At 47.4% G+C, this 13,386-nt stretch carries 12 protein-coding genes; 9 read left to right on the top strand and 3 right to left on the bottom strand.

All coding sequences use genetic code 11. The features are described from left to right. The first annotated feature begins 61 nt into the window (after nt 1-61). From BUR42_RS29035 to BUR42_RS29065, 7 genes are read left to right on the top strand one after another with little or no spacing between them, the layout of a single operon-like run. Entirely contained in the window at nt 62-568 is a 507-nt protein-coding gene (locus BUR42_RS29035) for a MarR family winged helix-turn-helix transcriptional regulator (RefSeq protein WP_074243017.1), read from the top strand. After that, entirely contained in the window at nt 565-2,133 is a 1,569-nt protein-coding gene (hutH, locus tag BUR42_RS29040) for a histidine ammonia-lyase (RefSeq protein WP_074243018.1), read from the top strand. Before BUR42_RS29035 ends, hutH begins: the two co-directional genes overlap by 4 nt. Next, the gene (gene hutU / locus BUR42_RS29045; RefSeq protein ID WP_074243019.1) at nt 2,108-3,781 is read left to right on the top strand and encodes a urocanate hydratase; all 1,674 of its coding nucleotides are present in this window, start codon (nt 2,108-2,110) and stop codon (nt 3,779-3,781) included. The genes hutH and hutU overlap by 26 nt, the downstream gene beginning before the upstream one ends. 16 nt (nt 3,782-3,797) lie before the next feature. Beyond that, nucleotides 3,798-5,015, top strand: coding sequence for an imidazolonepropionase (gene hutI / locus BUR42_RS29050; protein ID WP_074243020.1), 1,218 nt, complete (start codon nt 3,798-3,800; stop codon nt 5,013-5,015). Continuing rightward, nucleotides 5,012-6,001, top strand: a complete 990-nt coding sequence (gene hutG, locus BUR42_RS29055) for a formimidoylglutamase (protein ID WP_074243021.1) — start codon at nt 5,012-5,014, stop codon at nt 5,999-6,001. The genes hutI and hutG overlap by 4 nt, the downstream gene beginning before the upstream one ends. Beyond that, the gene (locus BUR42_RS29060; protein ID WP_074243022.1) at nt 5,998-6,486 is read left to right on the top strand and encodes a metallophosphoesterase family protein; all 489 of its coding nucleotides are present in this window, start codon (nt 5,998-6,000) and stop codon (nt 6,484-6,486) included. Before hutG ends, BUR42_RS29060 begins: the two co-directional genes overlap by 4 nt. A gap of 28 nt (nt 6,487-6,514) precedes the next feature. After that, nucleotides 6,515-7,534 carry a DUF4421 domain-containing protein gene (locus BUR42_RS29065; RefSeq protein WP_074243023.1) on the top strand — a complete coding sequence of 340 codons (1,020 nt, stop codon included), beginning with the start codon at nt 6,515-6,517 and terminating at the stop codon, nt 7,532-7,534. Here the strand turns inward: BUR42_RS29065 and BUR42_RS29070 are convergent. Together BUR42_RS29070 and BUR42_RS29075 are read right to left on the bottom strand one after the other, a co-directional pair. Beyond that, nucleotides 7,531-8,163, bottom strand: coding sequence for an HD domain-containing protein (locus BUR42_RS29070; protein WP_074243024.1), 633 nt, complete (start codon nt 8,161-8,163; stop codon nt 7,531-7,533). The genes BUR42_RS29065 and BUR42_RS29070 overlap by 4 nt on opposite strands. A 406-nt stretch (nt 8,164-8,569) precedes the next feature. Beyond that, a complete protein-coding gene (locus tag BUR42_RS29075; protein WP_074243025.1) occupies nt 8,570-10,843 on the bottom strand; it encodes an aconitate hydratase in 2,274 nt (757 codons plus the stop codon). 151 nt (nt 10,844-10,994) lie between these two features. Between BUR42_RS29075 and BUR42_RS29080 the strand changes: the two genes are divergently transcribed. Both BUR42_RS29080 and BUR42_RS29085 read left to right on the top strand, forming a co-directional pair. Then, a complete protein-coding gene (locus BUR42_RS29080) occupies nt 10,995-11,216 on the top strand; it encodes a PspC domain-containing protein (protein ID WP_074243026.1) in 222 nt (73 codons plus the stop codon). 136 nt (nt 11,217-11,352) lie between these two features. Next, the gene (locus BUR42_RS29085; protein WP_084185879.1) at nt 11,353-12,816 is read left to right on the top strand and encodes an IPT/TIG domain-containing protein; all 1,464 of its coding nucleotides are present in this window, start codon (nt 11,353-11,355) and stop codon (nt 12,814-12,816) included. 74 nt (nt 12,817-12,890) lie between these two features. On the opposite strand, the gene BUR42_RS29090 is transcribed toward BUR42_RS29085, so the two are convergent. After that, complete coding sequence (locus tag BUR42_RS29090) at nt 12,891-13,274, bottom strand: hypothetical protein (RefSeq protein ID WP_074243028.1); 384 nt, start codon at nt 13,272-13,274, stop codon at nt 12,891-12,893. Nucleotides 13,275-13,386: the final 112 nt, after the last annotated feature.

Raw genomic sequence — 13,386 nt, forward strand, 5'->3', positions numbered from 1 at the left:
ATTCGGATGAAATGATCCGGATTTCTTAATATTGTAAAATATATAAGCACTTATATATTTTATGAGCTTCTATCCAAAACTCGGTTACCTGATCTTCGGCAGCCGCCTCAGGCGGTTGAGTGAATATTTCCTCGCGGAGGTCAATAAGGTGTATGATCAGGCAGGCATTGCCTTTGATGCCAGCTGGTTCCCTCTCTTCTACCTCTTGTCAGACAAAGAGCGGTTAACGCTTATGGATATTTCCCAGGAACTGGAAGTATCCCATTCCGCTGTGAGCCAGCTGATCACAAACCTTAAAAAGAAAGGCCTGGTAGATACCAGCCGTTGTGAAGAAGACGGGCGGCGGCAGTGGGTGGAATTCACGAAAGAAGGATCAGCCTTACTGGCACAGGTATTACCTATCTGGAAAGGTATTGAAACGGCCATGACGGAACTGGCCATGGAACATAAACAAAGCAGTAAGATACTGGAAGCTATCGGTGCATTGGAGCAGTCTGTGGAAAACAAACCACTGGCGCAACGTATACAGGTAGCTATGGATAAAAACACCAAAACAATCCATCAATGAACGAGGTTTTTAAATACGGTCAGGACTCCCTGACCGTTGCTATTGCGATGAAGATCGCATCCGGTAAAACCCGCGGCATCCTTACGCCGGAGGTGATGCAAAGGGTGAATACCAGCCATGAGCATGTACAGGCTATTGTAAAGGAGCATACCACGGTATATGGTATCAATACAGGCTTCGGGCCTTTATGTGATACCAAGATCTCTGAAGAAGATACCAGGGCTTTGCAATACAACATCCTGCAAAGTCATAGTGTGGGTGTAGGCGCACCTATTCCTGAAGAGATTGCCAGGTTAATGCTGATCACAAAAGTGCAGGCGCTGGCACAGGGATATTCCGGTGTTAATCCTGTTACGCTGCAAAGGATCGTATGGTTCATTGATAACAACATTACACCTTTGGTGCCGGAGAAAGGCTCTGTTGGCGCATCCGGGGACCTGGCTCCTTTATCGCATCTCTTTCTCCCGCTCATAGGTTTGGGGGAAGTATGGTACAAAGGAACGAAGGTACCCGCAGGCCATGCTTTGCAGCAGGAGGGACTGAACCCCGTTGTATTAGGACCAAAGGAAGGCCTGGCATTGATCAATGGCACACAGTTCATTCTTTCATTTGCAGTGAAAGCGGTAGCACGTTTGCATAATGCACTGGAGGCTGCAGACCTTATCGGTGCTATGTCCCTCGAAGGTTTGATGGGCACTGCCAAACCCTTCGATCCCCGTTTACATGCTATCCGCCCTTATCCCGGTAACCAGTTAGTGGCAAACCGCCTGAGCGCTTTGCTGGCAGGTTCTGAGATCATGGCTTCTCATAAGGATTGCGATCGTGTGCAGGACCCTTATTCCTTAAGATGTATGCCGCAGGTGCATGGTGCTTCCCGCACAGCCTGGAAACATCTGCAGGAACTCACTTCCATTGAACTGAATGCAGTAACGGATAACCCTATCATTTTCTCTGCGGAAGATACCATCAGTGGCGGCAATTTCCACGGGCAACCTTTGGCCATTCCGCTGGATTACGCTACTGTAGCAGCCGCAGAGCTGGGGAATATTTCCGATCGCAGATGTTATATGATGATAGAAGGGCGGTATGGATTACCTAAACTACTGATCCAGGATGCAGGATTGAACTCCGGATTTATGATCCCGCAATACACCACCGCAGCTTTGGTAACAGAGAATAAAACATTGTGTTTCCCCGCGAGTGCGGATAGCGTACCTACTTCCCTTGGGCAGGAAGATCATGTATCCATGGGTTCTATCAGTGGCCGCAAACTCCTGCAGGTGATCGGTAACCTGGAATACATCCTGGCGATAGAATTGCTCTATGCTGCGCAGGCTATAGATTTCAGGCGGCCTTTCAAATCAGCTCCCGTACTGGAAGCCTGCCATGATTACGCACGCTCTAAGGTTAGCTTTGCTGCTAAGGACCGCATCTTCGCAACGGATATTGCTGCCCTGCATGAGATCATCGCCGATCAGTCATTTGTTCAAATCGCCAATAATATGGCCATATTAAACCAGATCAATCTAAACGGTTCGTATGAAAAACAATTCCAACTTTCTTAATACTTATGCGGCACATCCGCATTATAAAGCTCCCCGTGGTACTGAACTGAATGCATTATCATGGCAAACGGAAGCGCCATTACGTATGCTGCTGAACAACCTCGACGCGGAAGTAGCAGAGAACCCGGATGAATTAGTGGTGTATGGTGGAATAGGCCAGGCAGCCCGCAACCGTGAAGCTTTACAAAGGATCATACAAATATTACTAACGCTGGATGAAGAGCATTCCTTACTCGTGCAATCCGGTAAACCGGTAGGTATTGTACGCACACATCCACAGGCACCACGGGTATTATTAGCGAATAGTAACCTGGTACCCAAATGGGCTACCTGGGAACACTTTAATGAACTGCGTGCCAAAGGCCTGATGATGTACGGGCAGATGACGGCAGGCAGCTGGATCTATATTGGTACACAGGGCATCCTGCAGGGCACTTACGAAACCTTTGTGGAATGCGGCCGCCAGCACTTTAACGGTGATCTGAAAGGAAAGCTCCTGGTAACTGCAGGCCTCGGTGGAATGGGTGGTGCTCAGCCACTGGCGGCAACCATGGCAGGTGCTGTATTCCTTGGTGCAGATGTGGATGCCACCCGTATTCAAAAACGCCTGGATACAAAGTACATAGACAGGATGACGGATTCTTATGAAGAAGCGATCCAATGGGTGCGCGAAGCACAAAGCAAAGGCGAAGCTGTATCTATAGGCCTGGTAAGTGATGCCGGCGATCTGCTGGAACGTTTGATCAAAGACAATATCACTCCGGATATCCTCACAGACCAGACTTCTGCTCATGATCCCGTGAATGGTTATGTACCCAACGATCTGACTTTAACGGAAGCTGCTGCCATGCGTATCAGCCATCCTGCTATCTATAAACAAAGGGCATTGCGCAGTATGGCCCGTCATGTGGGATATATGCTGCAATTGCAAAGCCGTGGCGCCATTACATTCGACTATGGCAATAACATCCGTGAGTTTGCGAAAGAAGGAGGGGAGGAAAACGCATTCAACTTCCCCGGTTTTACACCAGCCTATATCCGGCCCTTATTTTGTGAAGGTAAAGGACCATTCCGCTGGGTAGCACTCTCCGGCGATCCGGAAGATATCTATACTACAGACCGTGCATTGATGGAAGCATTTCCTGAAAACACGGCGCTGATCAACTGGCTGAAAAAAGCACAGGAGCGTGTGGCCTTCCAGGGATTACCGGCACGCATCTGCTGGCTGGGCATGGGGGAGAGAGAAAAAGCAGGATTGATCTTTAATGAACTGGTGAGAACAGGTAAAGTAAAAGCGCCTATTGTTATTGGCCGTGATCACCTGGACTGTGGTTCCGTGGCTTCTCCCAACCGGGAAACGGAATCCATGAAAGATGGCTCCGATGCAGTATCCGACTGGACCTTACTGAACCTGATGTCTAACACCGCAGGTGGCGCAACCTGGGTATCTTTTCATCATGGCGGAGGTGTAGGCATGGGCTATTCACAACATGCAGGCATGGTTGTGCTGGCAGATGGAACAGACCGTGCAGCAACCTGCCTGAAAAGGGTATTATACAATGATCCCGCATTAGGTATTTACCGGCATGCAGATGCAGGATATGAGAGAGCACAGGAGTGGCAGGAAAAACATGGATTAGGATTCTAAATTAAAATCATCTTGTATGAAACTGACCGGACCATTTTCACAGATACTGCCACTGAAGGACCTGCCGTTAAAAGGCCCGCTGAAAGATGAGCAACTGGAGATCATTGAACAGGGCGGTGTGATCATGCAGGAAGGAAAAGATCCTGTGATAGGTGTATTCACAGCACTGCAAAAGCAGTATCCCGGTATATCTACTCATTACATAGAGGAACCGGCAGTATTGTTACCCGGCTTTATTGATGCGCATACGCACATCTGTTTTGCCGGCAGCAGGAACCGCGATTATGCCATGCGCATCGCCGGAAAGTCGTACCTGGATATTGCGCGTGCCGGCGGTGGCATCTGGGATTCCGTTATGAAAACACGGGAAGCAGGTGAAGCAGCATTGATAGCAAATACCGTTGCCCGTGCAGACCGTCATTTAAAAGATGGGGTAACCACCATAGAAGTAAAAAGCGGCTACGGCCTGAACCTCGAAGCAGAACTCACCATGCTCCGGGCCATCCGTTCCGCAGGATTATACACCAAGGCAACCCTCATTCCTACCTGCCTGGCTGCACATATGCGGCCGCGTGATTTTGACGGGGACGAAAAAGCTTATCTCCGCTGGGTACTCAGTGATCTGCTGCCTGTATTAAAAGAAGAACAACTCACTAACAGGGTAGACATCTTTATTGAAGAAACAGCCTTTTCCACAAATGATGCATTATCATTTTTAGAGGCAGCGGCAAAAGCAGGATTCAAATTAACCGTACATGCTGATCAGTTCAGCAGCGGGGGATCGCAGATAGCCGTGAAAGCAAAAGCATTATCGGCAGACCACCTGGAAGCTTCCACGGAAACGGATATACGGCAACTGGCATCCTCCGGAACAGTAGCGGTAGTACTACCCGGTGCTTCATTGGGTCTGGGCATGCATTATGCACCTGCCCGTAAACTCCTCGATGCAGGAGCCACCGTAGCCATTGCCAGTGACTGGAATCCCGGCTCCGCACCCATGGGAGATCTGTTAACACAGGCTGCCATACTGAGTGCTGCAGAAAGATTATCTACTGCTGAAGTATTGGCCGGCTTAACTTCCCGCGCAGCAAAGGCCTTGGATATAGCAGTACCCGCTGCAGATTTTCAGGCTTATCCCTGCAAAGATCACCGGGACATACTTTACTACCAGGGCCGCATGAAACCTTTTATGGTGTGGAAGAACGGAGAACTCATTCAAACCACTATCGCATGACCTTAGTTTGTTATCAACCCCCTGCTGCACCATGGGAAGGCCGCATGGATGGAGATGATCCTGCTTCCTTACGCTGGCATCAATATATCAGAAGAGCAGATATCAGCCGGGAGGGATTGCCCGTTTTACAACAAGGCCGGAAAGGCATTGCCTTGTTAGGTTTTGCCTCTGACGAAGGCGTACGGCGTAATAAAGGTAGAACAGGTGCCGCTGCAGGACCTGCCGCGATCCGGAAGATGTGCGCTAACTTCCCCATACATTTTGATGATCATATATTAGTAGACGCCGGAGATATTGTTTGCGATGGTAATCAGCTGGAAATGGCGCAGGAAGCGCTTTCCGCCACTGTGAATTATATATTGAAAGAAGGATACCTGCCTGTACTGGCTGGTGGCGGGCATGAGATAGCTTATGCACATGAACGTGGTATCAGGCGTTTTACCGGCACAACACAACAATTAGGCATCATCAATTTTGATGCACATTTTGATCTGCGGGAACCAGATGCAAACGGCCCCAGCTCCGGCACTGGTTTCTTTCAGATGGCGCAGGACAGGGCCGCAGAAAATATGCCCTTCCATTACCTGGCCCTGGGCATTCAGCAAAACAGCAATACCCGTAAACTTTTTCAAACAGCAGACACCCTCGGGGCTGAATACCTCCAGGCCTCCCTCTTTCAATTGAAGTACCGCGATCAGCTGCTGGGTGCCATCCAGGCATTTATCAAACGTACAGATAAGATCTACCTCACCACCTGCATGGATGTATTTGCATCCCCTTATGCACCCGGCGTGAGCGCCACTGCTTATAACGGCCTGGTGCCGGATGCTTTGTTCCTGGATTGTTACCGTACGGTGTTAAGGAGCGGAAAGCTCGCCGGGACGGACATTGCAGAAGTAAACCCCTCGCTCGACCAGGATAATCGTACCGCTAAACTGGCAGCATCACTTGTCTATGAGATAGTGATGAATTACTTTGCAGTATGAAGATTGGATTGATGTCTGATACGCATGGTTACCTGCATCCTAAAGTGTTCCATCATTTTGAGAAAGTGGATCAGATCTGGCATGCCGGTGATATCGGGAATGTAGCCCTGGCAGATGAACTGGAAGCTTTCAAACCGCTCAGGGCAGTATACGGGAATGTGGACGGGCAGGAATTGCGCGTTCGTTATCCTGAACATAACCTGTTTATGTGCGAAGGCATGAAGGTGTGGATGACACATATTGGGGGATATCCTCCCAAATATACCACAGCCATAAAGCCATATATTGTAAAGAAACGCCCGCAACTCTTTATCAGCGGGCATTCACATATACTTAAGATCATGCCGGATCCGGCACTACAATTGTTACATATAAACCCGGGGGCCTGTGGTAAACAGGGCTGGCATAAAGTAAAAACACTGGTACGGTTCGATGTGGAGAATGGAGGGATTAAAAATGTGGAAGTGATAGAATTGCCGGATTGATCTTATCTTGTAAAGCCTACTGACTGTTATGATTATACGCTGTGTTGTACTTGTATTAGTGCTTTTTCTATCTGCTTCGGCAGCATTCGCGCAACAGCGCCTGAAAAGATTGCTGCAAACGGAAAATGATTCTGCTTATATAGAAGATCATACGGAAGATCTTACGGTACGTGTATTCGGCTCCAGGAAGTACACCTATTATGATATTGTGGACAAACGCCTCAAAGAAGAAGTATTATACCGTCCCAATACCAGCAATAACATAGGTTTTGGCTTCAACTACAAATTCATCGGCATCAATATCGGCTTCAAACTTCCTTTCATCAATAATGATGACGATCAGTATGGTAAAACCAAGTACCTGGACCTGCAATCGCATTTATACCTGCGCAAACTGGTGATAGATTTCTACGGTCAGTATTATAAAGGTTATTACCTGGCCAACCGCAGGTTCAATTCGCAGGCTTTATCACTCAGGCCGGATATGTATAATACAGACCTTGGTTTGAACGTACAATATATCTTCAACGATAAAAAATTCTCTTACCGTGCCGCTTATCTGCAGAATGAATACCAGAAAAAGAGTGCAGGTTCTTTCATTGTAGGAGGTGAGGTCTTTGCCTGGAAGATGAAGGGAGATTCCGCTTTGATCCCTTCCAACCTGGGGATAGAGGGCTTTTTCGATAATGAGCCCTTCCATAGAACAAGTAGTGTGAGCATGGCTGCCAATGTGGGATATGCGCATACCTTTGTTATTAAAAAATACTTCTTCGTTACAGCTTCGCTAACGGGTAGTGCAGGTGTGAATCAAACTGTACTGAATTACCTTGACGGGCGCAATAAACGCCGTGAGTTTGGATGGCAGCTGAATAACACGGTGCGTTTCTCTGCCGGGTATAATTCCAGTAAATACTTTGCAGGCATCCATTATGTGGATATGGTAACCCGGAGTGAATCTCCTGTTAACCGTACTTATCAGACCTTTGGTACGGGCAACTTCAGGGTGAGTGTGGCCAGGCGTTTTGCTTTGAAGAAACCACTATTCTAAAGGAGTTCCAATTCCCGTTCCATATTCTCCCGGGCCTTCTTCTCATACTTCTCCCTGAAAGCAGCTGTTTTATAAATGCTGGGCTGACTTAAAAAGTGCTGTAATACTTTCTTCCTGCCTCTTTTGTATATAAAGGAGGGGTAAAGGCCGTACTCTTTCCTGATCTGCCGGGTATATGCCTCATATTGGGAAGGTGTGGAACCAAGGATATGCAGGTCAAAATCCAGCAGGTAATCAAGGTCCGGATCTCCCAGCGGGTTTACATGCTTTTGGGTGGCCGCAATAAAAGTAAAGATCTTCTGTTGCTTATCATCCGGGTAACCGATCCTGTTTAAGAAAACCACGGCTTCCTGCGCGCTTCTTTCTTCATTGTCGCTGTGGGTTACCTTATACACAATATCATGAAAGTAAATGGCATATAACAGGCTGTCGTTATCCATAATGAAAGGGGCGTACTGCTGTTGCAGGCAGATCAGGTCGCTGAGATGTGCCGTGTTATGATAATGCCTCCCGGGAGCGCTGTACCTTTTAATGATCCTGTCGATAGCCTGCGAGGCAAAATTTGGGTTACGGACGGATGTTCTATTGGTTAACAGCAGCCAGTAGTTCTTGATACTATCTGTGTGCATATAAGCGAATTTGCAAATAATGGGCCAGTTCCGGTTGTTTATACGCGATAATATACCACCATAATTAGTGAAATATCTGGAAATAATTGATAAAAATTGTTTTGGCTTGTTGCAATTTCAGTTGATGACCCTTATGGACAGTATAACTATGGCGGCGATCAAAACAAAATACGATGCACAGGTGCTGATCCAGAATCCGAATTATTGATTATAAATGGGCGCTGTTCCATTAATGAACAACCCTGCTCACATTCTAATAAAAAAGCCCCGCTCCATAAGGAACGGGGTTTGTTTTTTTGAGTAATAAATAACCCCGGTTCTCTTATTGCCAATCTGCTCATATTGCTGATAAAAAAAGCCCCGCTCCAAAAGGAACGGGGCTTCGTATCAGTGTATGATGTTCTCTTTATTTCTTAGCAGCAGCAAACTGTGCCCTGATCACATTCAATGCACCACCTGCTTTGAACCACTCGATCTGTTGTTCATTGTAGGTATGGTTCACTACGATCTCATCCTTAGAACCATCTTTATGATTTAAAACAACCGTAAGTGGTTTACCGGGAGTGAACTCAGTCAGACCAAGGATATCAATGCTGTCGTCTTCCTGGATCTTTTCGTAATCGTCTTTGTCATTGAAGGTCAGCCCGAGCATACCTTGCTTTTTTAGGTTGGTTTCATGGATCCTAGCGAAAGATTTCACGAGGATAGCGCGAACACCCAGGTGGCGTGGTTCCATAGCAGCGTGCTCGCGGCTGGACCCTTCACCATAGTTTTCATCACCCACCACAATAGAGCCAATGCCCGCAGCTTTATAAGCACGTGCAGTAGCTGGTACGGGGCCATATTCACCAGTCAGCTGGTTCTTAACAGTATCTGTTTTATCGTTGAAGCCATTGATGGCACCAATGAGCATGTTGTTGGAAATGTTATCCAGGTGGCCACGAAACTTCAACCATGGGCCGGCCATGGAGATGTGGTCTGTTGTACACTTACCTTTTGCCTTAATGAGCAGTTTCAATCCTTTCAGATCAGTACCTTCCCATGCAGTGAAGGGAGCCAGTAACTGCAAACGGTCTGAAGTTGGGGAAACGATCACCTGTACGCCGCTGCCATCTTCAGCAGGAGCCTGGTAACCAGCGTCCTTCACATCAAAACCTCTTGGAGGCAGTTCAAAACCTGCAGGTTCATCCAGTTTCACATCTTCACCTTTCCTGTTCTTCAGGGTATCTGTAAGCGGGTTGAAAGTGAGGTCTCCGGCAATAGCCAGTGCAGTAACGATCTCGGGAGAAGCTACGAATGCATGGGTAGAAGCCAGGCCATCGTTCCTTTTCGCGAAGTTACGGTTGAAGGAAGTGATGATAGAGTTCTTACGGTTAGGATCGTCTATATGACGGGCCCATTGACCGATACAGGGACCGCAGGCATTTGCCAGTACCACACCACCGAAGTCAGCAAAGGTTTTCAGCAGGCCATCTCTTTCGATGGTGAAGCGAACCAGTTCAGAACCCGGAGTAATGGTGAATTCGGAATGTACGGGAAGGTCTTTATCGATAGCCTGTTTTGCCAGGGAGGCAGAACGGCTGATATCTTCGTAGGAAGAGTTGGTGCAGGAACCGATCAGGGCTACTTCCAGTTTCTCAGGCCAGTTGTTTTCCTTTACTGCCTGTGCAAATTTGGAGATAGGCCATGCCAGGTCCGGCGTGAATGGTCCGTTTACATAAGGCTCCAGTTCATCCAGGTTGATCTCGATCACCTGGTCGTAGAACTTAGCAGGATCGTTGTATACTGCTTCATCCGGGCGGAGGTGTTCCCTAACGCCATCTGCCAGTTCAGCTACTTCTTTGCGGGAAGTGCCTTTCAGGTAGTCGGACATTTTAGTGTCGTATGCAAAAACGGAGCAGGTAGCACCGATCTCAGCACCCATGTTACAGATAGTGCCTTTACCGGTTGCGCTCATGCTGTCCGCACCTTCACCGAAGTACTCCACGATGCAGCCTGTACCACCTTTTACAGTGAGGATACCAGCCACACGCAGGATCACATCTTTGGGAGAAGCCCAGCCGCTCAGCTTACCTGTCAGTTTCACACCGATCAGTTTAGGCATTTTCAGTTCCCAGGCGAGGCCTGCCATTACGTCTACCGCATCTGCACCACCAACGCCGATGGCCAGCATACCAAGACCGCCCGCATTGGGCGTATGAGAGTCAGTACCGATCATCAGACCGCCGGGGAAGGCATAATTCTCCAGTACAACCTGGTGAATGATACCAGCACCCGGTTTCCAGAAACCGATACCGTATTTATCAGAAATAGAGGCAAGGAAATCGTAAACTTCTTTATTGGTGTCTATAGCAGTAGCCAGATCCGCCTCTGCACCGGTTTTAGCCTGGATCAGGTGATCGCAGTGTACGGTAGAAGGTACCGCAACTGATGCACGGCCACAGGTCATGAACTGCAACAAAGCCATTTGGGCAGTAGCATCCTGCATAGCAACACGGTCTGGCGCAAATTCCACATAAGATTTACCTCTTTCAAAAGGGGTAGTGGTTGGCGCGTACAGGTGGGCATAAAGGATCTTCTCTGCCAATGTAAGCGGGCGACCTAACATCTTACGGGTAGCTTCCACTTTACCCGGTAGTGCCGCATACAATTTTTTAATCATGTCAATATCAAACACCATGGAAATAAATAATTTATGAGCGAATACATTAAAAATTGCACCGCGAAGTTAAACAATTTCATAGCGTTTTCAAAGTAAACGGCCCCTGTTCTGATGTATAAATCCCCTAATTACATTTGTTATTTATGCTAGATTGTAATAAATTTGATATATGAATAAGATCAAAGACTTTGTAGAATGGAAGGCCTTTGGTGTTTGTACTGCGCTGGGTGAGAAATTGGGCATTGCCACATCACGCATCCGGATATTCTTTATTTATGCCACATTTTTAGCCATGGGGTCGCCCCTGATCGTTTATATGATCCTGGCTTTCTGGATGAATATCAAGAATTATATCGCCAAGGCACGCCGGAATCCCTTACGCTACCTTTGAACAGGTAGGCAAAATTTACTGGAAGCATATTAACTGATTTATCAAACGATATCAGCTGTTCTTATAAGAGCAGCTTTTTTTATGCCCCAAAGCGAAAGGCTGCTCTTTTAAGAAGATCTTTTTAAAACGAGTAACCATGCGCAACCCCTCTTTAATGCAAGCCGTGTTATTATGCACGCTATTTTTTGCAGCCTGTAAAAAGCCTGCCACCACTAAACCCGGTACCCATGTGCCGGCAGTACCTGAACTGCATTCTTTCCTGCCTGCCAAGGGAATGTCCCAAACAGAAGTAAAGATCAAAGGTAAAAATTTCAACCCCGCTAAAGCCATGAACGAAGTGCGTTTTGGGGGAACGCTTACGCAGGTAGTGGAAGCTACCGCCACAGAACTCACCGTAACAGTACCCATGGGTGCGGCTACAGGAAAGATCACCGTGAAGGTGGGTGATAAAACCGTTACCTCTGCCACAGATTTCACGGTAGAGCCGGAAACACTGAGTATCATTGACTTCACTCCTAAACAAGGTCCTTTCGGCACTACCGTCACTATCGCCGGCAGAGAGTTTGGGAATGATATCACGGTGAAGATCAATGGTGTGACTGCGCAACTAAAACAAAGAAGCACCACTTCCATTGTTTTCCTGGTCCCTGCCAACACTTCCCTCACCGCGCATAAGATCCAGGTGATCTCTGATGGCAATACGGTAGAGACTGCCACTAATTTTACCGTTACAGCTCCGGGCGCTTACGCAGAATGGGTAGACCTTCAAAAGGAATTTATTCCGGCAGGCGTATTCCCTTTCGGGGTATCTTTTGTGCATAAGAACAAGATCTACTGGGGTTTCACTAATCTGACCTTTGCAGAACCACAGACAGACTATGTTGTATACGACCCTGCAGATCACGCTAAAGGTTGGGCATTACAGAACCACCCACCGGCAGATATGGCGCCTTCAAAACTCATTCATGCTACTGCGGTGGTAGAGCAGGACAGGGTGTTTTTCGGAACAGGTTTCCTGCAGGATGCCACTAACGATTGGTGGGAGTTTAAACCGGAAAGCAATACGGCCACCCGGTTAACCAATTACCCGGAGAAAACAGCAAACGGCTTGTCTTTTGTTTTAAACGGAAACATCTATGCGGGTTTTGGCGGCGTCAGCAAACAGCTCTATAAATTCGATCCGGCAGGGAACGGCACATGGCAACCTGTTGTTACTGGTACGTTCCGGGAAATGAGTGGCGCCACTGCAGCTGTATTAGGAAATAATGCTTATATCGGGGGCGCTATCATAACAGTTGGCGGTGCAAGGAATGCGCTCTTCAAATTCACGGCGCCTGATCAGCTGGTGAGAGTGAACGATCTGCCGGATGAACTGGCACCTTCCGTTATTTCTTTTGTGAAGGACAATAAAGTTTATTTCATATCACAGCGTAACGTATGGGAATACACCCCGGATGCTGCGGGCGGTACTTACAGGGCAGTGATAGCCACAACAACAGGGCCGGTGATCACACATGTAGCGGAAGTGACGGTGAATGGTGTGAAAGAGATCTATGGATGGACGGGGTCCGGGAGGTTACACAAATTCAGGTTCAAATAAAACACTACCGGTTCAAAATAAAAAGAACGCTTCATTCAAAAGCAAAGGGCGGAAACATCTTCCGCCCTTTGTTTTTATTCCAGATGAAATAAGGTCATACCTGCATAATGATTCTGTAACTGATGCACCATAATACTACCGGGTATATTGCGTGTTTCATCCCTGTAATGCAACCGGGTATGCGGCTCTGAGCCATGAGGAAGCATCACGGTAAAAGGCCCGCGCACATACGTGCCGTTGTCTTCTGCCTTCGAGAACTTTAGTTTTACCAGTTGCTCTTCCGTGAGTGGGATGGGGAAGAGGTCTTCCGCACTGTACCAGCTTTCCTGTTCTTCATGCGTTAAAACACAAACCTGCTTCAGTTCATGGTCTACCTGCAGGATCTTTCCTTCCATTATCTGCTCTGCATATTTCGCCAGCACAATATCACCTGCTTTTAATTCTGAAAAATTAATCATGGTGCTATTTTTAGTGTGCTATGAATTTAACGTAAAAAAGGAAAAGTAAAAAGTAAAAACTGCTTCATTTTCAGTAACAAATATTACTTTTTTTTGTTTTGATCGAAAATAT

The sequence above is a fragment of the Chitinophaga niabensis genome (assembly GCF_900129465.1).
Lineage (GTDB): Bacteria > Bacteroidota > Bacteroidia > Chitinophagales > Chitinophagaceae > Chitinophaga > Chitinophaga niabensis.